This window comes from Streptomyces sp. NPDC088725, assembly GCF_044751305.1.
Lineage (GTDB): Bacteria > Actinomycetota > Actinomycetes > Streptomycetales > Streptomycetaceae > Streptomyces.
Genome location: NZ_JBIVLO010000002.1, coordinates 480,791 through 501,963, shown reverse-complemented (window position 1 = coordinate 501,963; position 21,173 = coordinate 480,791). Strand labels below are relative to the sequence as shown.

Sequence of the window (21,173 nt, the reverse complement as noted above, 5' to 3'; positions counted from 1 at the left end):
GATGACGCGGGGGACGACGGAGTTCATCGTCGAGGCGGACGGGGGTTCCCGGGGCAACCCGGGGCCCGCGGGATACGGCTCTGTCGTCCTCGACCCGCGCACGGGTGAAGCACTCGCCGAGGCCGCCGAGTACATCGGTGTCGCCACGAACAATGTCGCCGAGTACAAGGGCCTGATCGCCGGGCTGCGAGCCGCGAAGGCGCTGGATCCGGCGGCCGTGATCCATGTCCGGATGGACTCCCGGCTGGTGGTCGAGCAGATGTCGGGCCGCTGGAAGATCAAGCACCCGGACATGAAGCCGCTGGCCGCCGAGGCCGCGCGGGTGTTCCCGGCCGGGCAGGTGACGTACGAGTGGATCCCGCGCGAGCGGAACAAGCACGCGGACCGGCTGGCCAACGAGGCGATGGACGCGGGCGCGAGGGGCGGGCAGTGGGAGCCGTCGGCGTCCACGGCTGAGCTGGACACGCGGGCGGCGCGGTCGGCGTCCGCCGCCGGGGAGGCCCGTTCCGAGGAGACGCGTTCCGAGGAGGCACGTTCCTCGCTGGTACGGGCGGCTCAGACGGAGCTGTCCGTCCCCGGTGTTCCGATGACGGGCACCTCCGGCACGGTGACGGACACGCCTCCGGCGCCGGAGGTCACGCCGGCCGTCGGCTGGGGCGTGGCGGCCGACCTCGGGACGCCCGCCACGTTCGTACTGCTGCGGCACGGCGAGACCGCCCTCACCCCCGAGAAGCGCTTCTCCGGCAGCGGGGGCACCGACCCGGAGCTGTCGGCGGCCGGCCGCCGACAGGCGGAGGCGGCCGCCACGGCGCTGGCCGCGCGCGGGACCATCCAGCACATCGTCTCGTCGCCGCTGCGGCGCTGCCGCGAGACGGCGGGGGCGGTCGCCGCCCGGCTCGGCCTGGAGATCCACATCGAGGACGGCCTGCGCGAGACGGACTTCGGCGCGTGGGAGGGCCTGACGTTCGCGGAGGTGCGTGAACGGTACGGCGACGACCTGACCGCGTGGCTCGGCTCGGCCGACGTGCCCCCTACGGGAGGCGGCGAGAGCTTCGCGGAGGTCGGCTCACGGGTCGAGGCCGCGCGTGACCGGCTGCTGGAGCGGTACCAGGGGCGCACGGTGCTGGTGGTCACGCACGTGACGCCGGTGAAGACGCTGGTACAGCTGGCGCTGGGCGCACCGACCGAGTCGCTCTTCCGGATGGAGCTGTCGGCGGCGTCGATCTCGGCGGTGGCGTACTACGCGGACGGCAACGCGTCGGTGCGGCTGCTGAACGACACGTCGCACCTGCGCTGACGCCTGCAGAGGCCTGATGCCCTCAGGGACATCAGGCCTTGCCGCGACTCAGGCCCTGCGGCTCACGGCCAGCGTCGACGCCTCGCGGGCCAGCGCCTCCACCCGGTCCCAGTCCTTCGCCGCGAGCGCGTCCGCCGGGAGCATCCACGTACCGCCCACGCAGCCCACGTTGGGGAGGGACAGGTACGACGGTGCGGATTCCGCGGTGATGCCGCCCGTCGGGCAGAAGCGGGCCTGGGGGAGCGGTCCCGAGATCGACTTCAGATAGGCCGTGCCGCCCGCCGCCTCCGCCGGGAAGAACTTCATCTCCGTCACCCCGCGCTCCAGCAGCGCCACGACCTCCGAGACCGTCGACACCCCGGGCAGGAACGGTACGCCGGACGCCCGCATCGCCTCCAGCAGCGCGTCCGTCCAGCCGGGGCTGACGAGGAAGCGCGCGCCGGCGGAGACGGATTCGGCCACGGCGGTGGGTGTGATGACCGTGCCCGCGCCGACCACCGCGTCCGGCACCTCCGCGGCGATCGCGCGGATGGCGTCCAGCGCCGCGGGGGTCCGCAGCGTCACCTCGATCGCGGGCAGCCCGCCCGCGACGAGAGCGCGGGCGAGGGGAACGGCGTCGGCGGCGTCGTGGAGGACGACCACGGGTATCACGGGAGCCTGGTCAAGCAGGGAAGTCATGGACATATCCTGCCCGCGCCAGGCGTCGTGCGCAACGATCGTTGCGGAGGGTGCAACGAAGCCTCGCGGGCTCAGTGGATCTGGGAGACGACGACATCCAGCGCCCAGGGGCGTCCCGCGGCGGTCGGGGCGCCGGCTTCCACGGCGTACCCCAAGTCCCGCAGTGAATCGACGAGTTCGGCGGGGTTCCGGGGGCTGCTGCCCGTGGTCAGCAGATCGCGGACCAAGCGGCCCTTCGTGGCCTTGTTGAAGTGGCTGACGACGGACCGCTTCTCCACCCCCGTCCTCGGATCGACCTGTGCGTGCAGCACGCGGACGGTCGCCGTACGGGACGCCAGTTCGCCTTTCGGCTTCCAGGCGGCGGCGTACGCGGCCGAACGGAGATCCAGTACGAGCCCGTCACCGGCCGCCTCGGGAAGTACGGAGGCCATCGCCGCGCGCCAGTGAGAGCCGAGCGCGCCAAGACCCGGCAGTTTCACGCCCATCGAGCAGCGGTAGGAGGGGATCCGGTCGTTCACCCGTACCGCTCCCCAGAGCCCGGAGAAGATCAACAGCGCCTGCGTCGCCCTCCGCCGCGCGGCGGAGTCGAGCGAACCGAGCTCCAGCGCGTCGTACAGCACCCCGGTGTAGATCTCCCCGGCGGGCCGCGTGCCCGCCGTGCGCAGTTCGACGTTCTTCGCGACCTCGCCCCGCAGCCCCTCACTCAGCCCGAGCACCCCGCGCGCCTTCTCCTCGTCGGCGGCGCACAACTCCACCAGCTCGTCCAGCACGGCGGCCCGCGCGCCGGAGAGCCCCGGCAGGGACAGGGACTCGGGCTTCAGCGGGGCTCCGCGCCCGGAAGCGGCCTTGCCCTCCGACGGCGGCAACAGCACGAGCACGGTGGTTCTCCTCGGTGTACGTACGGAACGGAGGTGCGGCCCCCGCGCCAGCGTAGGTGACGGCCGGGGCGGAACGCGGACCGCGCCGTGACGGGTAACATGTCCGGCACGGCAGACGAGCCGGGCGGACGGTCGCGTCAAGATCTTCGATCTTGCCGAGGAACGTCCGGGCTCTACAGGGCAGGGTGGTGGGTAACGCCCACCCGGGGTGACCCGCGGGACAGTGCCACAGAAAACAGACCGCCGGGGATTTCGGTCCCCGGTAAGGGTGAAACGGTGGTGTAAGAGACCACCAGCGCCCGAGGTGACTCGGGCGGCTAGGTAAACCCCACCCGGAGCAAGGTCAAGAGGGGCCGTCTCGACGGCCCTGCGCGGACGTTCGAGGGCTGCCCGCCCGATGTCCGCGGGTAGACCGCACGAGGCCGGCGGCAACGCCGGTCCTAGATGGATGACCGTCTCCCCGGTCGCCGCGAGGCAGCCGGGCGACAGAACCCGGCGTACAGCCCGACTCGTCTGCCGCTATCCGCGGCTCTGCCCAGCAGGCGGCCGCTGACCTGGGGCGAACGCCCTTTCCGGTCTTTCGGGGGCCTGCCGCGTCAGGCGGCGGGAAGACCCTCGGACAAGTGCCGCTCCCGGCTCCAGGCTGACCAGCACATTCCTGTCCCGGTAGGCAGTCCCACCGCAGCGGTGGAGCCAGGAACCCACCCGACGCGACAGCCGGGGAGCCGGCCTCCCACCATCAGGCAAGCAAAGGCGAACAGCCCGCCAGTCGCACTGGCGGGCTGACGAATTTCCGAGGTCAGAGTTCCCCGAGCCTCCAGAGGGTTTCCTCTTCTGCAAGGGATCTGGAATCGGGTGATCGTTGACTCATCGCTGTCGCCCACGGCACCGCCAACTCGACGAGCATGTGCATGTTCTCGTCCGTAGCGCTCCCGTCCACGGCGAACAGCGCGAGCAGTTCGGCGGCAGCGGGAGCGCGGCTGTGGCAGAGCGGGCACAGTACGGCTTCACCCGTCCCGCGGACCTCTCGTCCGCTCTGGTTCAGCCAGACGTGTGGGAAAGAGACACGTAACAGCCCGGGTGTTCCGCACCCGGGGCATTCCGGTGCGTCGTCCAGCCGGACCGCGAGACCGTGCCCGTCTCCGCTCAAGCGACGCCCACCCAGGTATCCGGGCCGAAGGTGCCCTTGATGTCGGATGCGACCGACGTCGGGTCCACGAGGAAGCCCAGCTCGTACACGACGGTCTTGCCGGGCGTCCGTACCTGGAGCCGTACGGGACTCTCGCCCTTGTGCGCGCTGAGGATGCTTTTCAGGCGTTGCACGTTCGGTTCGTTGACCCGGTGATAGGGCAGAGCGAGCTGTACCGGCGGGCGTTTGCCGCTTTCCGCGGAGGACACGTCCAGGACCTGAATCTCCTGTCCGAAGAGGCTGATGCTTCCGTCGCGGTCGTTGAGGCGTCCCTGGACGGAGATCACGCTGTCGGGGATCAAGGCGTGCTGTACCAGGGTGTAGGCGGCGGGGAAGAACAGGACTTCCATCTCCCCGTCACGGTCGGCGAGGTTCACGAGGCCCCAGGCGTTGCCTTGTTTGGTCATCTTCAGGGTCACGCCGGTGATCAGCCCGGAGAGTCGCACGGTGCCTTCGGTACGACCGGAGGCGAGGAGTTCGCTGATGGTGGCGTCGCGGTTGCGCGACAGGATGTGCTCGGTGCCGTCCAGGGGGTGCGCGGACACGTACATGCCGAGCATGTCCCGCTCGGCGGCGAGCAGGACCTTGCGGGGCCACTCGCCCGGGTCGATGGCGAAGTCGAGGCCGAAGACCGGTTCGCCGCTGTCCCCGCCGAGGTCGCCGAACAGGTCGTCCTGCCCGATCGCGGCCTGCTTCTTCACCGGGATGATCGAGTCGACGGCTTCCTCGTGGATCGCGGACAGTCCCTTGCGGGAGTGGTCGAGGGAGTCGAAGGCGCCGGCCTTGATCAGGGATTCCAGGGCTCGCTTCTGGAGCGCCCCGATATCTGCCTTGTCGAGGAAGTCGGCGAAGGAGCTGAATTTCCCCTTCTTCTTGCGCGTGGCGACGAGGGACTCGATAACACCCTCGCCGACGTTGCGTACGGAGCGGAGCCCGAAGCGGACGTCGTCGCCGATGGCGGTGAAGTTGGCGACGGACTCGTTGATGTCGGGCTGAAGGACCTGGACGGCCATCTTGCGGGCGTCGGCCAGGTAGATCCCGGCTTTGTCCTTGTCGTCCCCCACCGAGGTGAGAAGGGCAGCCATGTACTCAGCCGGGTAGTTCGCCTTGAGGTAGGCGGTCCAGAAGCTGACCAGGCCGTACCCGGCGGTGTGGGACTTGTTGAACGCGTACCCGGAGAAGGGGAGCATGACGTCCCACAACGCCTTGGTGGCCTCTTCGCTGTAGCCGTTCTGCTTGATCATGCCTTCGGAGAACTTGTCCCACTCCGCCGCCAGGACCTCGGGCTTCTTCTTACCCATGGCCCGGCGCAGCAGGTCGGCGCCGCCCAGGGTGTAGTTGGCGAGCTGCCGGGCGATGGCCATGATCTGCTCTTGGTAGATGAGCAGGTGGAAGGTGTTGCCGAGGATCGGCTCCAGGGCTGATTCCAGCTCCGGGTGGATCGGGGTGATGGGCTGCTTGCCGGTCTTGCGGAACGCGTAGTTGGTGTGCGCGTTGGCCGCCATCGGGCCGGGACGGTACAGCGCGAGCGCTGCCGCGATGTCTTCGAACCGGGTGGGCTCCATCTGCTTGAGCAGGGTACGCATGCCGGCGCCGTCGAGCTGGAACACCCCGAAGGTGTCGCCGCGCGCGAGGAGCTTGTAGGTGGTGACGTCGTCCAGCGGGATCGGCTGGGAGCCGTCGGTCGGCACGGTGTCGGTGGTGATGTTGATGCCGCGGTTCTCGCGGATGTTCTGGATGGCGTGGTCGATGACACCCAGGTTCCGAAGACCCAGGAAGTCCATCTTGACCAGGCCCATGTCCTCGCAGGACGGGTAGTCGAACCCGGTGATCTTGACGCCGTCCTTGGCGCGCATGTGCAGCGGGATGCGGTCGGTGAGCCGGGTCTTGGAAAGGATGACAGCGGCCGCGTGCACGCCGGTGCCGCGGATCAGTCCCTCCACCCCGCGCGCGCCGTCGACGACCTTCTTGACGTCGGGTTCCGCCTCGTACAGGGCGCGGATCTCGCCCGCTTCCCCGTAGCGGGGGTGGCTGGAGTCGAAGATCCCGCCGATCGGGATCGACTTTCCCATGACGTCGGGCGGCAGCGCCTTGGTGATGCGCTCGCCGTGCGAGAAGGGGTAGCCCAGCAGCCGGGAGGTGTCCTTGATCGCGTTCTTGGCCTTGAGCTTGCCGAACGTGTTGACCATGGCGGTGTACTCGTCGCCGTACTTCTCCACGACGTAGCGCACCATCCGGTCCCGGTGGCGGTCGTCGAAGTCGAGGTCGACGTCCGGCGGGTTGATGCGCTCCGGGTTGAGGAACCGCTCGAAGAGCAGCCCGTGCTCCAGCGGGCACAGCTCGGTGATGCGCGTCGCGTACGCCACGATCGACCCGGTCGCCGATCCACGGCCGGGCCCGACGGGAATCTTGCTGTCGCGGGCGTACTTGCAGATGTCCGCGACGACAAGGAAGTAACTGGAGAAGTTCATCGGCCCGATGACCTTCATCTCGGTCTCGAACCGCTCCAGGACCTCAGCCGGGATCGGATCGCCGTAGCGCATCGCCAGGCCCTTGAGACACTCTTTCCGAAGCCAGGATTCCTGGGTCTCCCCTTCAGGGACACCCGGGAAGTTCGGCATCTCGTCGACGTTCTTGAACACCGACTCGTAGGACTCGATGCGCTCGGCGATCAGCAACGTGTTGTCACACGCCTCAGGAATCTCGGAGAAGAGCTCCCGCATCTGCGCGGCGGTCTTGAGGTAGTAGCCGCTGCCGTTGAACCGGAAACGCTTCGGGTCGGCCTTGTCCTTGCCGACACCGATACACAGCAGGTTGTCGTGCGCGTCGGCGTGCTCTTCCAGGACGTAGTGCGCGTCATTGGTGGCCAGGAGCGGGATGCCGAGATCTTTCGCCAGCCGCAGCAGGTCCTCGCGGACGTTGCGTTCCAGATCCAGGCCGTGGTCCATCAGCTCCAGGAAATAGTTCTCCTTGCCGAGGATGTCCTGGTAGGACGCGGCGATCTCACGCGCGTTGTCGTACTGGTTGAGCCGCAGCCGCGTCTGGATCGCCCCCGACGGGCAGCCGGTCGTCCCGATGATCCCCTCGGAATGCTCGGCGATCAGCTCCATGTCCATGCGGGGCTTGCCGGCCGGGAACTGGCCCGTGTAGCTGGCCTCGGTCGACAGGAAGAAGAGGTTCTGCAACCCCTGCACGTTCCGCGCCCACATCGTCATGTGAGTGAAGCGCCCGCCACCGGAGACGTCCTTTGAACCCTCCCCGTCGTCCGACATCGCCCGGACACCACCCGGGCCCCAGAACTCCTGCTTGCGCGCACGCCGGGAGGAAGGAGCGACATACGCCTCGATCCCGATGATCGGCTTCACGTCCTGGAAGCCCTTGGCCACCTGCTGGAACTCGTACGCACCGAACATGTTCCCGTGATCGCTCATCGCGATCGCGGGCATCTCCTGCCGAGCGACTTCCTCGAACATCGGCTTGAGCCGCTGCGCGCCGTCGAGCATGGAGTATTCAGTGTGATTATGCAGGTGGACGAAGGAATCGGGCACCGGGAGAGCACCTCCATGGGGCTGTGGGAAGGTTTCACCCTAGCGGTCGAAGAGGTGGACCGTTCCTCAACCCGAGCCGCCCACAGGGTGATTCGGTCCATCCCGCACTCGGTGATGTTCACCGCGAGCCGGCCCCGGGCCGTCTCTTTGCACTTCACGTTCGGATGAGCACTCAAGCCGATCAGCTCTCAGGCTGAGGTCGCTCATCTACTTGCCGATGGGGGGACCCACCGACAGGGGCGGGCCTGTGTGAGCAAGCACCCACGGTGGGCTCCGGCCCTGGGGCCGGCTGTGCCGGAGGTCCCTCGGGACGGGTACGTGCACCAGCGTGTCCGTCTCGGCGGACGCGGTGCCGTCAGGTCCCGTACACGCTGCCCGCGTTGTCCCTCGGCGCCGGGTGTTCCTTCGCTGCCGGGCCCTTGGCGAAGCCGCGCAGCAGGTTCTCCGTGGTGCGGGTGACGAAGGCCGCCGTGCGCGCGTCCATTCCGTGGTCGCGGCCGATCTCGCGGGTGCCCGCCATGAGGGCTTCGACCCAGCGCATCGTTCCCGAGGAGAAGACGCCCGCGCCGCTCGGCACCGTGTAGTACGAGGAGTCCGAGTGGCTGTGCCGGCCCTTGCAGAGCAGCGGCGAGTGGGCGACGATCTCCAGCGGCGACGGGGTGGGCACGCCCGGGGTGACCCGGTCGTACTCCACGCCGACCAGGTGGTTGAAGGAATCGCCGCGCTTGACCCCCGTACCCGCGAACAACCAGTGATCCGCGCTGTGGACGACATAGGGCGCGTCCGTGGGATAGCCCTCGTAGAAGACGCCGGTCAGGGACGATTCCGGGTCCGCGGCGGGCCGTTGGCGGAAGTCGATGGTCGGCATGCGGTGGTGCTCCGCGAGGTAGGGGTCCTCCCGGTAGGCGGTCTTGTAGCAGACCACCGTGCGCGCGGTGCCCGGCGCTCCCTCACCCCGTTCCAGCCGGACCCGGCGGTAACAGGAATTGGCGCCGAGGAATGCGAGGTTGGCTCCCGCGTCGCGCGCCTGGGTGATGTGGCGGCGCTGCTCCGGGGTCCAGTATTCGTCGTGGCCGAGCGAGAGGACCGCCGTGGCTCCTCGCAGCACCGCGGGGCTCAGATGTACGTCCACGCCGGTGGTGTACGCCAGCGGGATGCCGAGCCGCTCCGCGAGGACCACCACCGCCCGCTCGTAGACCATGAACTTCTCGGCGCCGTTCTTGTCGTACGGCCGGTCGAAGCTGACGGCCAGCGACCGTGTCCCGTACGTGCCGTCCCCGCCCTGGTAGAGGTTGTAACCGCCCCACGCGTTGTACGCCTGCCAGGTCGCCGTCGCGTGCACGAGCAGGGTCTTTCCCGAGGCGCTCACCGAACGCACGATCAGCGGCACGTACCGCTGGTGTCCGTGCTCCGCGTCCAGCCGCAGCAGGTACGCGCCCGGCGGCCAGCCGTCGGTGCGCACGCCGAGGCTGCGGCGCCAGTCGGCCCGTACGGTGCGGGTGTGGGGCACCAGCCTCGGGCTGCTCTGACGCTGTCCGCGCATCCGGTCCGAGCGCCAGACCAGCCGGGCCTGTGCCCCGCCGTACCAGCCGACGCGGTAGGCCGAGACCCGGAAACCGGGGGCGGTGGTCGAGACGTACAGGCCGAACTCCTCGCCGGACAGGACACTCACCTTGTCGGTGTGGCCCTCGATCGCGTCGGACGGGCCCACCGAGCGGATGCGCCAGTCGTGGTTGCCGGAACGGCCCTGCTCCGCGCCGACAGCCGGCTCGTCCACACCGGCGGAGCCGGTCGCGGAGGGCGCGGGCGAGACATCGGCGCCCGTGCCGGAGGGCGCCGCGCAGCCGGTCATCAGTCCCGCGGTGATACCGGCGGTTCCCACGGCGGCCCCGATGAAACGCCGGCGGTCCAGGCCGTGCGGGCCGCCGGGGCCGGGCGCAGACGTCCGCTTCGGTCCGGAGCCTGATCCGGAGTCCGGTCCGGGGCCTGATCCGGAGTCCGGTCCGGGGCCGCGGCCGGAATTCTTCGCCTCGCTCCGGTGGCGGTCGCCATGCTGTGCGCCGGTGCCCATCGAAACCTCCCGCACGCGCCTTCGCCCGCCGTCTGCCTCAGATGATCATCCGTTGATGTGCGGCGCCGGGCGACCGCAAGGGGGCCATCCGCGTGTACGCGCCCACAGCCCGTTCGCGGCACGCGCCGGCCCGTACCGCCGGGCATCGGGCGGGCGGCCGCACCGTGTCCGTGGGGCGTCCGCCCGCAGCCCCACCGGCAGCACGTCAGGATGGCCCAGGTCCTCACCCTGCTGCCGGGCGTCGGACCGAGTCCGTTGCCACGAGGCCGAGTTGACGGGCGTACGCGCCGAATGCCGCAGCCGCGGCTCCCGTTGCCTGATCCGCCACGACACCGCCCACCGGGAACGGGCCGCGGACGTGAAAGACCGTCTCGCGCCGCCCACCGACCCGGCGCCGCGCCGTCACAGTGCGCCGTGGTCAGGACTGCCCGCCGCCCGGACCCGCTCCGGCGACTCTGGCGGTCTCCCGCATGGCGTACACGGACCGACCGCGTACGTGCGGTACAGATAGGCCGCAGACGCAAGGCACGAAAGAGCCGAAGTGCAGATATGCCGGGCACGTGGAAGTCACCCGTCCGCCCTGCGCATGTTGTGTACCCGACAACAGGGTGACTTCGTCCCCGACTGCACTTCGAAGTGACAACCGCCGTCAGGGGAGGGGCACATGACATCCGCACACCGCCACGCGCCGGGCACTCACACACCTGAACTCAGAGCAGCCGCCGCCCGGATCGGCCGCCGCAGGTTCCTGACAGGGACCGCGGCCGCCGCCGCACTCGCCTTCGCGGTCAACCTGCCGGCCGCGGGCGTCGCGGGCGCCGCGGAGCTGGACGCCAGGAAGATCACCAAGGACCCGTTCACGCTTGGTGTCGCCTCGGGCGATCCGCGTCCCGACGGTGTCGTCCTCTGGACCAGGCTCGCGCCCAGCCCGTACGAACCCGGCAGCGGCCTGCCCGCACAGCGGATCTCCGTACGCTGGGAGGTGGCGAGCGACGCGGCCTTCACCCGGATCGTCGCGCGCGGTACCGCCGACGCGCACCCCGAGTTCGACCACAGCGTGCATGTCGACGCCGTCGGCCTCGCCGCCGACCGCGTGTACTACTTCCGCTTCCGCACCGGTACGTGGATCAGCCCCGCCGGCCGCACCCGCACCGCCCCCGAGAGCAGCGCGAAACTCAACGAGCTGCGGATCGGCGCGGTCTCCTGCCAGGCGTACCACGACGGCTACTTCACCGCGTACAAGCACCTCGCGGAGGAAGAGCTCGATGTCGTCTTCCACCTCGGCGACTACCTCTACGAGTACGCCGTCACCGCGGTCGGCGGCGTACGCCAGTACACCGACCGCAGGCTCCCCGCGCTGTTCAACCGGGAGACCATGACGCTGGAGGACTACCGGCTGCGGTACGCCCTCTACAAGTCGGACCCCGACCTGATCGCCGCCCACGCCGCGCATCCCTTCATCGTCACCTGGGACGACCACGAGGTCCAGGACAACTACGCCGACGACATCCCCAAGAACGACGTGCCGCCGGACGAGTTCCTGCTGCGCAGGGCCTCCGCCTACCGCGCGTACTGGGAGAACCAGCCGCTGCGCTCACCGCAGTTGCCCAACGGCCCCGACGCGCAGCTCTACCGCAGGCTCCAGTACGGGCGTCTCGCCCAGTTCGACATCCTCGACACCCGGCAGTACCGCTCCGACCAGGCGTACGGCGACGGCCTCGACCTGCCGGGACCCGAGTCCGAGGATCCGTCGCGCACGATGACGGGCGCGACGCAGGAGCGCTGGCTGCTGGACGGCTGGAAGAACTCCACGGCGACCTGGAACGTCGTACCGCAGCAGGTCAACTTCTCCCTGCGCCGTCTCGACCTCAACCCCGTACCCATGCTCAGCATGGACGCCTGGGACGGCTACCCCGCCGCCCGCAAGCGGATCCTGGACGGGGTCGCCGCCGCCGGGGTCGAGAACCTGATGGTGCTCAGCGGTGATGTGCACGTGGCGTACGCGTACGACATCAAGCAGAACTTCGACGACCCGGCCTCGAAGACCATCGGCACGGAGATCGTCGCCACCTCGATCTCCAGTGGCCGGGACGGCGCGGAACACCTCAGCACCTGGGAGCTGTACACGCAGGCCAACCCGCACATGAAGTTCTACGACGGGCGCCGCGGCTACGTGACGGTGACGCTCGGCGAGCAGCGGGCGCGCGCCGACTACCGGACCATTCCCGCGGTGACGACGCCGGGCGCGGCGGTCTCGACGGCCGCGTCCTTCGTCACTGAGGTGGGCGATCAGGGCCTCAAGCCCGCCTGACCGCCCGGCGCGTCACCCCGGCCCCGTTCATGACGTCCCGTCAGCTCCGTGCGTCCGCCGGGAAACGGACGCCGATGCGGTCACGTGCCGCGTCGAGCGTCCGCATCACCGCGAGCGTGCCGTCCAGCGGCACCAGCGGCGATTCCGTCTCGCCCGCCCGCAGACAGCGCATCACCTCGGCCGCCTCGAACTGCATGCCCCACTGCTCGCTCGGGACCCTGATCTCCTCGGGCTCCTCGCCGTGCCGGTGCAGGACGAAGCTGTCCGGTGCGAAGAAACCGGCCACCTCGATCCTGCCCTTCGTGCCGGAGACCGACGCCGTCCTCGGGGTCTGGGTCTCCACCGAGCAGCTGAGCAGCGCCGTCGCGCCCGACTCCCAGCCCAGCAGGATCCCGGTGTTGAGATCCACGCCCTCGGGAGAGATCGAGGCCTCGGCCTGTACCCGGTCCGGCTCGCCCAGCAGCAGCTGCGCGAAGGACACGGGATAGACACCGAGGTCGAGGAGCGCGCCGCCGCCGAGGTCGGGGTTGCGCAGCCGGTGCTCGGGAGCGAAGGTGCCCTGTATCCCGAAGTCGGCGTGGATGGCGCGGACGTCACCGATCGCTCCGTCGCGCACCAGCTCCGCCAGACGCTGGATCACCGGGTTGCAGTACGTCCACATCGCCTCCATCAGGAAGAGGCCGCGCTCACGCGCCAGCGACACCAGGTCGCGGGCCTCCCGCGAGTTGAGCGTGAACGGCTTCTCGCACAGCACCGGCTTTCCGGCTTCGAGGGCCGCGCGGGTCGCCGCGTGATGCGCGGAGTGCGGCGTCCCCACGTAGACGACATCCACCTCGTCGTCCGCGAAGAGCCCCGCCCACGAGCCGTACGCCCGCGGAATGCCGTGCTCTTCGGCGAACGCCTTCGCGGACGCGTCACTGCGCGACGCCACGGCGACCACTTCCGCATCGGGCAGCCCGCGTACCTCTGTGACGAAGCGCGACACGATGCCGCCGGTGGCCAGTACGCCCCAGCGCACTTTCCCGCCGCGGTCTGTTTGTTCCGAACTCATAGCTGCCTCATTAAAAGGTTCCGAGCACTCCGCCTGAGCTGAGAGCATAGGTACGCATTCAACGACATGGAGACGCGGATGCCGGACGGCGCCCAGACCACCCACGGTCATCATCGAACAGAACGGTCGGAGCAGCATCCGTCACCCGGGGTCCCGCCTCAGGGTCCGCCCCGGCCGCACACCCCCGCGGCACGGCGCACCGGGCTTCTGGTCACCCTCGTACTCGGCGGGCTCACGGCCCTGCCGCCCATCTCCATGGACGGCTATCTGCCGGCCCTCCCCGAGGTCACCCGGTCGCTGAACTCACCGGCCGCGACCGTCCAGCTCACCCTGACCGCCTGCCTCGCGGGCATGGCGCTCGGCCAGATAGTCATCGGCCCGATGAGCGACAGGTGGGGCCGCCGCAGACCGCTGCTGATCGGCATGGTCGCGTACATCGTCGCCACCGCCATCTGCGCGCTCGCGCCCACCACCGAACTCCTCATCGGCTTCCGCCTCCTCCAGGGTCTCGCCGGCGCCGCCGGCATCGTGATCTCCCGCGCCGTGGTGCGTGACCTGTACGACGGCGAGGAGATGGCCCGTTTCTTCTCCACCCTGATGCTGATCTCCGGGGTCGCGCCGGTCGTCGCGCCGCTGCTCGGCGGTCAGGTGCTGCGCCTCACCGACTGGCGCGGCATCTTCGTCGTGCTGACCTTCGTCGGTCTCGCGCTGACCGTGGTCGCCTGGAAGTGGCTGCACGAGACGCTGCCGCCGGAGAGGCGGCACAGCGGCGGCATCGGCGAGGCGCTGCGGACGATGCGCGGGCTGATCGCCGACCGCGTCTTCACCGGCTACATGCTCGCGGGCGGGCTGGCCTTCGCCGCGCTCTTCGCGTACGTGTCCGCCTCGCCGTTCGTCGTGCAGGAGATCTACGGCGCCTCACCGCAGACCTTCAGCCTGCTCTTCGGCATCAACTCGGTCGGCCTGATCGCCGTCGGCCAGATCAACGGCAAGATCCTCGTCGGCCGGGTCAGCATGGACAAGGCGCTCGCCTTCGGCCTGGCGGTCATCACGCTCGCCGCCGTCTCGCTGCTGCTGATGACCAGCGGGCTGTTCGGCCATGTGGGGCTGTTCCCGGTGGCCGCCGCGCTGTTCGTGCTGATGTCCGCGATGGGCCTGGCCATGCCCAACACCAACACCCAGGCGCTGATGCGCACGCCGCACGCGGCGGGCTCCGCGTCCGCTCTCATCGGTACGTCGTCCTTCCTGATAGGCGCCGTGGCCTCGCCGCTCGTCGGGATCGCGGGGGACGCCACCGCTGTCCCGATGGCCGTCGTCCAGCTGGTCTGCTCGCTGGGCGCCGTGGGCTGCTTCCTGGGCATGGTGCGTCCCTGGCAGCGCAAGCGCGCCTGACCGCCTGACCGCCTGACCTGCGGGGGGATGGCGGGCACGCCCCCGTGTCTACAATTCGGCGGTGAACGCCATCCCCACCGCGGACGCCCTGCGCGCCGCCCTCGCCGGTCTGCTCGACGGGCTCCCGCCCACGCAGGCGGCCCAGGCCGTCGAGCGGCTGATCGCCAACTACCGGGGTACCACCCCGACCGGCACGCCGCTGCTGCGCGACCGGTCCGACGTCGCCGCGTACGCCGCGTACCGGATGCCCGCGACGTACGAGGCGGTGTGCGCGGCGCTGGACGGTCTCGCCGAGGCGGCCCCCGGCTGGGCGCCCGGCAGCCACCTGGACGTGGGCGGCGGCACCGGATCGGCCGTATGGGCCGCGGACGCGGTCTGGGACGGGCCGCGGACCACCACCGTGCTGGACTGGGCGGAGCCCGCGCTCGCCCTCGGCCGCGAACTCGCGGAATCCTCGCAGGCAACCGGCCCGCGCGCGGCCGAGTGGCGCAGGTCGAAGATCGGACAGGACCTGAAGCTGCCCGAGGCCGATCTGGTCACCGTCTCCTACGTGCTCAACGAGCTGACGGAGCAGGACCGCCACGCGCTGATCGCCGAGGCCGCGCGGGCCGCCCAGGCCGTCGTCGTCGTGGAGCCCGGCACGCCCGACGGCTATCTGCGGATCATCGAGGCCCGCGACCAGCTGACCGCGGCCGGCCTGCGGGTCGCCGCGCCCTGCCCGCACGACGGGGCCTGCCCGATCGTGCGCGGCGAGGACTGGTGCCACTTCTCGGCCCGGGTCAGCAGGTCCTCCCTGCACCGGCAGGTGAAGGGAGGATCGCTGGCGTACGAGGACGAGAAGTTCAGCTACGTCGCCGCCACCCGGTTCGCGACGGCGCCCGCGCCCGCCCGCGTGACGCGCAAGCCGCAGATCCGCAAGGGGCAGGTGCTCCTCGAACTGTGCACCCGGGACGACGGGCTGCGCCGCGAGACGGTCGCCAAGCGGCACGGCCCGCTGTACCGGGCGGCACGGGACACGGCGTGGGGCGACGCCTGGCCGCCGCCGGAGGAGACGGACGCGTAGGGACGCGTGAAGCGCCCAACCTCCATGCGCGTCGGGCGCGTCACCCCGGCGCGCGCGTCAGGCGCGTAGCTCCTGGGTGCAGCACTTCACGCTGCCGCCCCCCTTCAGCAGTTCGCCCAGATCGATCCCGACCGGCTCGAATCCGCGCTCCCGGAGCGGCCGGTAGAGGCCGGCCGCCGCCTGCGGCAGCAGGACGTGCAGGCCGTCGCTCACCGCGTTCAGCCCGAACGCCGACGCGTCCGCCTCCCCGGCCAGCAGAGCGTCGGGGAACAGCCGCGCGAGCACGGTGCGGCTGCCGGGGGAGAAGGCGCCGGGGTAGTACATGATCTCGTCGGCCGCGTCGTCCAGCACGCACAGCGCCGTGTCCAGGTGGTAGAAGCGCGGATCGACGAGATTCAGCCCGATCACCGGCCGCCCGAAGAACTCCTGTGCCTCGTCCTGCGCCAGCGGGCTCGACCGGAACCCGCGCCCGGCCAGCAGGAAGGAGGCGGTGACGGCGAAATCGCCCTCGCCCTCGTTGATGTGGACGGGGTCGAGGACGTCCGTGTAGCCGTGCGCACGGAACCAGTCCAGATGCGCCTGGGCCTCCGCCTCCCGCTGCGGGTGCGCGAAGCGCGCGCCGAGCACCCGGCCCCCGACGACCGTGGCGCCGTTGGCGGCATACACCATGTCGGGCAGACCGGGCCGCGGATCCAGGAACGAGACCGTGTGGCCGAGAGAGAGGTAGCGGTCACGCAGGACCCCCCACTCGGCCATCGCGAGCGGCAGGTCCACGGGTTTGGCCGGGTCCATCCAGGGGTTGATCGAATACGTCACCCTGAAGTGGGCCGGCGGACACATCAGATAGCTGCGGGCAGAGGCATCACGAGGCAACGAGGGCTCCTCACGAGCGGTGGCACGCACGACATTGTGCGCTGAGAGCCATCGTCCACTCCGGCGCGCTTTCCCGCAGTGATCCGATCGGGTACTTATTGCGCATGGCTGACAGCAAGGCACCCGACACCGCCCGCCGCAGCGACCGCTCGCGCCGCGCGATCCACGCGGCGGCCCTCGCGCTGGTGAGCGAGGTCGGGTACGGCAGGACGACCATCGAGGGCATCGCCGCCCGCGCGGGCGTCGGCAAGCAGACGATCTACCGCTGGTGGCCCTCGAAAGGGGCCGTCCTGCTGGAGGCGTTCCTCGCCCTCGGCGACCAGGCCGCGCAAGGGGAGTACGAGATCCCCGACACCGGTGATCTGACGGCCGACCTCAAGAACGTGCTGCGCGCCACCGTCGATCAGATGAACGATCCCGCCTTCGCCGTGCCGTCCCGAGCGCTCGCCGCCGAGGGCATCGTCAACGCCGACCTCAGCGCCGAATTCACCGCGAAGCTGCTGGAACCCCAGCTCCAGCTGTACGTGAAACGGCTGCGCGCCGCCCAGGAGGCAGGCGACCTGCGGGCCACGCTCGACCTGCGGATCGCCCTGGAACTGCTGGTCGGACCCGTCGCCCACCGGTGGCTGATGCGCACGCTGCCCTTGACGCACGCGTACACGGACACGCTGGTGGAGTACGTGCTCCACGGTCTGGCCCCGCGCCCCTGATGTGTCGAATCCCACCGCCCGCGCACGCCCCCGGTTACCGGGGGCGGCCACCTGAGGCGCAGGATGGTGGCACGATGGCAAGGGCCGTGAAGGCAAGCGTGAGGTGTGAGGGGATAGATGGGCGACGAATTCGGCCGCTACCGCGGCACGGAGAGCAGGATTCCCCACTGGCTGCGCCGTCGCCCGAAGAAGAGCGCCGAGTCCGACGGGAGCAGCCGGGAAGCGCTGCTCCTGGCCGTAGCGGCCGCCGGTATGCCGCTCGCGCCCGCCGCCCATCCGGTCGGCTACCGATGTTCGTGTGAACGGATCGGCTGTCCCACCCCCGCCAGACATCCGCTGTCCTTCGCCTGGCAGACGCAGTCGACCACCGACCAGGCACAGGTCGAACGGTGGGCGCGCAACCAGCCCCAGGCGAACTTCATCACCGCCACCGGCCTGGTGCACGACGTCCTGGACGTCCCGCTGGAGGCCGGCAGCCGCGCGCTGGAACGTCTGCTGGAGGCGGGGGTCGAGGTCGGTCCCGTGGCCGACTCCGGCGGCGACCGGATGCTCTTCTTCACCGCCACCCGGGGCACGCCCGAGGACGAGGACGAGTGGTGGCCCTGCGAGCTGGACTCCCACCCCGAGACCACGGACGAGCACCCCGGACTGCGCTGGCACTGCCGGGGCAGCTACGTACTCGTACCGCCCGCGAGCCTGCCGGGCGACCTCGCCGTGTCCTGGCTCCGCGGCCCGGAGCACCCGCTCCCCGACCCGCTGACGCTGCTGGAGATCCTGACGGACGCGTGCGCGCAGTACGCGGGCGAGAACGGCGAACTGGACCCGCACGCGGTGGCCTGGCCGCTGGGCCGCTGACCCGGACCTTCGTACATGGCTGAGGCCCGGACGTGACGTCCGAGCCTCAGCCATGTACGAAGGCGCCGACGGGCTCATGAGTCCTTCGCGGCGGGTCTACGAGCCCTTCGCCGCGACCACGCCCTGCAGCCGGCCCACGACGGCGACCTTGCCCGGGGCCGGTACCACCACCGTCTGGCTCGACACCCACTCACGCGTGAGGGTGTTCTTCACCTCGCCGGTCAGCAGCGCCCGCACGTCCGGGTCCACCTTGGGCCGGTAGCCCTTCGCGGCCGTCTGACGGTCGAAGAAGCGTGTGGCGAAAAAGGCCATCGCGCCGCCGTCCTTCGTGGCGAGCGCCAGCGGCGCGAAGTCGCCGTCGCTCACCGGCTGGTCGATGTACTGCGTGGTGAGACCGGGCCGCCGCGCGTCCTTCTCCCGGCTCGCGCGCCAGGCGTCCGTGTGCGGACCCGGCGCGAAGTGGGCCGGCTCGCCGGTCTTGAGATACGAGGCGTACTCCGTACTCAGATCCTCCGGCGCCACCGCCAGCGCGTCGCTGTCCGGTGAAACCGCCTGCGCCCAGCCGTCGTTGTCCGTCTTGAACTCCGGGACCGAGCGGGGCGAGACGATCGTCAGGTAGGCGACCTTCCATGCCTCTTCGGGTCCGTTCCGTACGAAGACCAGCAGCCAGGTGTTGTCCCCGGGGCCGCTCTCCGCGTCACGGTTGCTGTCGGTGTCCGCGACGAACCACCGCGGCCAGCCCGCCTTCTTGGGGATGGTGAACTTGGCGTCGGTCAGTTCGAGGTCCTGGTGTCCCGGGTTGCCGTTCGGGCTGGTGACCGCGCGCGAGGTCAGCCCGGCCTGGTTTATCGCCCCGAAAGCGCCCGTGACCCGTCCCGCGTCCAGCTTCGCGTCGTACGCCTTGTCCGACGCGTTGTACGCGTCGGTGAACTCCTTCAGGGCCTGCGCCGCCTCACTCCGGCTCGCCGACGGTACGACCGCCAGCTCCCCGTGCACCGTCACGCACCCGCTGGTCGCCAGCGACAGCACCATCACTGCCGCCAGACCTGCCGCCACCCGAATCGCCCGAACCGGCCTTCTCATCGGTCGCCTTCTGCTCTGAGACCCCACCGCCCGCTGACCGTCCGAACCCTACCGGGGCGAGGAACAGCGCGAGCGTCGGGACCAGATACACCACCCACACAACGGACTGGAAGACCGTCGGATCCGGCTGGAAGTTGAAGACGCCCTTCAGCAGCGTCCCGTACCAACTGTCCGGCGGAATCGTGGAACTGATGTCGAAGGCCGTCCTCGTGAGGCCCGGCAGCAGGTTCGCCTCCTGCAAGTCGTGGACCCCGTACGCCAGTACACCCGCGGCGACGATCACCAGCATGCCGCCGGTCCAGGTGAAGAACTTCGCGAGGTTGATCCTGACGGCGCCCCGGTAGAACAGCCATCCCAGCACCACGGCGGTCGCGATGCCCAACAGCACCCCGATCAGGGGCGCGTGCGTACCGTCCTGCGAGGCGCGCACCGACGCCCAGACGAACAGTGCCGTCTCCAGGCCCTCCCGGCCCACCGCCAGGAACGCCGTCGCGACCAGCGCGCCGGTCCCCATCTGGAGCGCGGCGTCGAGCTTTCCGTGCAGCTCCTTCTTCAGATGACGAGCCGTGCGCCGCATCCAGAAGACCATCCACGTCACGAGCCCCACCGCGACGATCGACAGCGAACCGCCCAGCGCCTCCTGCGCCTTGAACGTCATCTCCTGCGAGCCGTATTCGAGCCCGAAGCCGAAAGAGAGCGCGATGGCGATCGCGATGCCGATACCGATCCAGATCGGCCGCAGCGCGTCGCGCCGACCGGTCTTCACCAGATACGCGATGAGAATGCAGACGACCAGACTGGCCTCGAGGCCCTCGCGCAGGCCGATCAGATAGTTGCCGAACATGCCGGGTGGCCTTTCCGCTCAGGGGACACAGGGACGTGGGAACGCGGTCGTACGGGAGACCGGGAGGGTGGGAGATTCACGAGAACAGCGCCCGGCCCCACCAGTCGTCCGCGTCCCGGACACCTGGCGGAATCGCGAAGACCGCCGAACCCACGTGCTGGATGTACTCGTTGAGCGCGTCGGCGCGCGCCAGCTGCTTCTGTACGGGGATGAACCCGTCCCGCACGTCTCGCTGGTAGGCCAGGAAGAACAAGCCCGCGTCGAGACGGCCGAGCCCGTCGGTCCCGTCCGTGAAGGAGTAGCCGCGCCGCAGCAGTACGGCCCCGCCGTTGGAGTCGGGATGCGCGAGGCGCACATGCGAAGCCGGCGGCAGCGCCCTGAGGTTGGGCGGATCGTGCTCGTGCTTCTTGCCGAGCGGCGCGCCCTCGCCCTTGTCGCGGCCGAAGATTTCCTGCTGGTCCTGCAGCGAGGCACGGTCCCAGGTCTCGATCCGCATCGAGATCCGGCGGGCCACCAGGTAGGAGCCGCCCGTCATCCAGCCGGCGCCGTCCTGCTCGGGCACCCACACGTGCCGGTCGAGAGACGCGGTGTCCGTACCGGCCACATTGCTGGTGCCGTCCTTGAAACCGAAGAGGTTGCGCGGGGTCTGCGCGCCGGGCGTCGTGGACGACGTCTTGCCGAAACCGAGCTGCGACCAGCGGATCGCGACCTTCCCGAAGCCGATCCTGGCCAGATTGCGGATGGCGTGCACGGCGACCTGCGGGTCGTCGGCACACGCCTGGACGCACAGGTCGCCACCGCTGCGCGCCGGGTCGAGGTTGTCACCGGGGAACTTCGGCAGCTCGACCAGAGCGGCGGGACGGCCGCTCTCCAGGCCGAAGCGGCCCTTGGCGAAGAGCGAGGGGCCGAACCCGACGGTGAGGGTGAGCCGCGACGGCGGCAGGCCCAGCGCCTCGCCCGTGTCGTCCGGCGGAGCCACGTCGAGACCGCCGTACGCGCCCTCGCCGACGGTGTGGCCCGCCGTCATCCGCTCGGCGGCGCGCGTCCAGTCCTTCAGCAACCGGACCAGTTCCGCACGGTCCTTCGTCGTCACGTCGAACGCGGCGAAGTGCAACCGGTCCTGCACGGCGGTGGCGATACCGGCCTGATGGGCGCCGTGGAAGGGGACCGCGGAGCCCGCCTCGCCGGAAGACGCCCCGGAGGTGTCACCGTCGTGCAGCAGCGCGACGGCGCCGCCCGCGCCCACGGCACCGGCCGCGAGCCCGGCGCCTCCCCATCCGATGACCGAACGGCGGGAAGGGGAGGAGGAGTTGGCCTGATCGTCCATGGA

The 21,173-nt window shown here is 70.2% G+C and carries 16 protein-coding genes, 1 other RNA gene and 1 pseudogene; 7 read left to right on the top strand and 11 right to left on the bottom strand.

The window, feature by feature from the left end; all coding sequences use genetic code 11:
* The first annotated feature begins 1 nt into the window (after position 1).
* Positions 2–1,297, top strand: coding sequence for a bifunctional RNase H/acid phosphatase (locus ACIP6N_RS06105; RefSeq protein ID WP_401813257.1), 1,296 nt, complete (start codon positions 2–4; stop codon positions 1,295–1,297).
* 48 nt (positions 1,298–1,345) lie between these two features.
* Here ACIP6N_RS06105 and ACIP6N_RS06100 read toward each other — a convergent pair whose 3' ends face one another.
* Together ACIP6N_RS06100 and yaaA are read right to left on the bottom strand one after the other, a co-directional pair.
* Complete coding sequence (locus ACIP6N_RS06100) at positions 1,346–1,975, bottom strand: bifunctional 4-hydroxy-2-oxoglutarate aldolase/2-dehydro-3-deoxy-phosphogluconate aldolase (protein WP_401813255.1); 630 nt, start codon at positions 1,973–1,975, stop codon at positions 1,346–1,348.
* Between the two features lie 71 nt (positions 1,976–2,046).
* Positions 2,047–2,853, bottom strand: a complete 807-nt coding sequence (yaaA, locus tag ACIP6N_RS06095) for a peroxide stress protein YaaA (RefSeq protein WP_401813253.1) — start codon at positions 2,851–2,853, stop codon at positions 2,047–2,049.
* Between the two features lie 116 nt (positions 2,854–2,969).
* Here yaaA and rnpB point away from each other — a divergent pair.
* Positions 2,970–3,369: RNase P RNA component class A (gene rnpB, locus ACIP6N_RS06090), an RNA gene on the top strand.
* Positions 3,370–3,652: 283 nt separating this feature from the next.
* Here the strand turns inward: rnpB and ACIP6N_RS06085 are convergent.
* From ACIP6N_RS06085 to ACIP6N_RS06070, 4 genes and pseudogenes are all read right to left on the bottom strand, one after another.
* Positions 3,653–4,003, bottom strand: a complete 351-nt coding sequence (locus tag ACIP6N_RS06085; protein WP_401813252.1) for a DUF6300 family protein — start codon at positions 4,001–4,003, stop codon at positions 3,653–3,655.
* Entirely contained in the window at positions 4,000–7,590 is a 3,591-nt protein-coding gene (dnaE, locus tag ACIP6N_RS06080; protein ID WP_401813250.1) for a DNA polymerase III subunit alpha, read from the bottom strand. Before dnaE ends, ACIP6N_RS06085 begins: the two co-directional genes overlap by 4 nt.
* Before the next feature lie 355 nt (positions 7,591–7,945).
* Positions 7,946–9,661 (bottom strand): N,N-dimethylformamidase beta subunit family domain-containing protein, encoded by a 1,716-nt coding sequence (locus ACIP6N_RS06075; protein WP_401813249.1) that lies wholly within the window; start codon positions 9,659–9,661, stop codon positions 7,946–7,948.
* 162 nt (positions 9,662–9,823) lie between these two features.
* Positions 9,824–10,031: pseudogene (locus ACIP6N_RS06070) on the bottom strand (PhzF family phenazine biosynthesis protein); the annotation flags it as partial.
* A 294-nt stretch (positions 10,032–10,325) separates the two neighbouring features.
* Here ACIP6N_RS06070 and ACIP6N_RS06065 point away from each other — a divergent pair.
* Positions 10,326–11,972 (top strand): alkaline phosphatase D family protein, encoded by a 1,647-nt coding sequence (locus ACIP6N_RS06065; protein WP_401813247.1) that lies wholly within the window; start codon positions 10,326–10,328, stop codon positions 11,970–11,972.
* 40 nt (positions 11,973–12,012) lie between these two features.
* Here ACIP6N_RS06065 and ACIP6N_RS06060 read toward each other — a convergent pair whose 3' ends face one another.
* Entirely contained in the window at positions 12,013–13,023 is a 1,011-nt protein-coding gene (locus ACIP6N_RS06060; protein ID WP_401813246.1) for a Gfo/Idh/MocA family protein, read from the bottom strand.
* A gap of 78 nt (positions 13,024–13,101) precedes the next feature.
* On the opposite strand from ACIP6N_RS06060, the gene ACIP6N_RS06055 reads away from it, so the two are divergent.
* Both ACIP6N_RS06055 and ACIP6N_RS06050 read left to right on the top strand, forming a co-directional pair.
* Entirely contained in the window at positions 13,102–14,415 is a 1,314-nt protein-coding gene (locus ACIP6N_RS06055) for a multidrug effflux MFS transporter (protein ID WP_401813245.1), read from the top strand.
* A 61-nt stretch (positions 14,416–14,476) separates the two neighbouring features.
* Positions 14,477–15,478: a small ribosomal subunit Rsm22 family protein gene (locus ACIP6N_RS06050; protein WP_401813244.1), complete on the top strand. Its 1,002-nt coding sequence runs from the start codon at positions 14,477–14,479 to the stop codon at positions 15,476–15,478.
* Positions 15,479–15,535: 57 nt separating this feature from the next.
* On the opposite strand, the gene ddaH is transcribed toward ACIP6N_RS06050, so the two are convergent.
* A complete protein-coding gene (gene ddaH, locus ACIP6N_RS06045; protein ID WP_401813243.1) occupies positions 15,536–16,381 on the bottom strand; it encodes a dimethylargininase in 846 nt (281 codons plus the stop codon).
* Positions 16,382–16,455: 74 nt separating this feature from the next.
* On the opposite strand from ddaH, the gene ACIP6N_RS06040 reads away from it, so the two are divergent.
* Positions 16,456–17,061 (top strand): TetR/AcrR family transcriptional regulator, encoded by a 606-nt coding sequence (locus ACIP6N_RS06040; protein ID WP_401813242.1) that lies wholly within the window; start codon positions 16,456–16,458, stop codon positions 17,059–17,061.
* Positions 17,062–17,178: 117 nt separating this feature from the next.
* On the top strand, positions 17,179–17,916 hold the full coding sequence (locus ACIP6N_RS06035) for a bifunctional DNA primase/polymerase (RefSeq protein ID WP_401813240.1): 738 nt from the start codon (positions 17,179–17,181) through the stop codon (positions 17,914–17,916).
* Positions 17,917–18,012: 96 nt separating this feature from the next.
* Here the strand turns inward: ACIP6N_RS06035 and ACIP6N_RS06030 are convergent, their stop codons facing one another.
* The 3 genes from ACIP6N_RS06030 to efeB form a co-directional block, all read right to left on the bottom strand.
* Complete coding sequence (locus ACIP6N_RS06030) at positions 18,013–18,948, bottom strand: hypothetical protein (protein ID WP_401813512.1); 936 nt, start codon at positions 18,946–18,948, stop codon at positions 18,013–18,015.
* Positions 18,869–19,843 carry an iron uptake transporter permease EfeU gene (gene efeU / locus ACIP6N_RS06025; protein ID WP_401813239.1) on the bottom strand — a complete coding sequence of 325 codons (975 nt, stop codon included), beginning with the start codon at positions 19,841–19,843 and terminating at the stop codon, positions 18,869–18,871. The genes ACIP6N_RS06030 and efeU overlap by 80 nt, the downstream gene beginning before the upstream one ends.
* Positions 19,844–19,919: 76 nt before the next feature.
* On the bottom strand, positions 19,920–21,170 hold the full coding sequence (gene efeB / locus ACIP6N_RS06020) for an iron uptake transporter deferrochelatase/peroxidase subunit (RefSeq protein ID WP_401813237.1): 1,251 nt from the start codon (positions 21,168–21,170) through the stop codon (positions 19,920–19,922).
* Between the last annotated feature and the right edge of the window lie 3 nt (positions 21,171–21,173).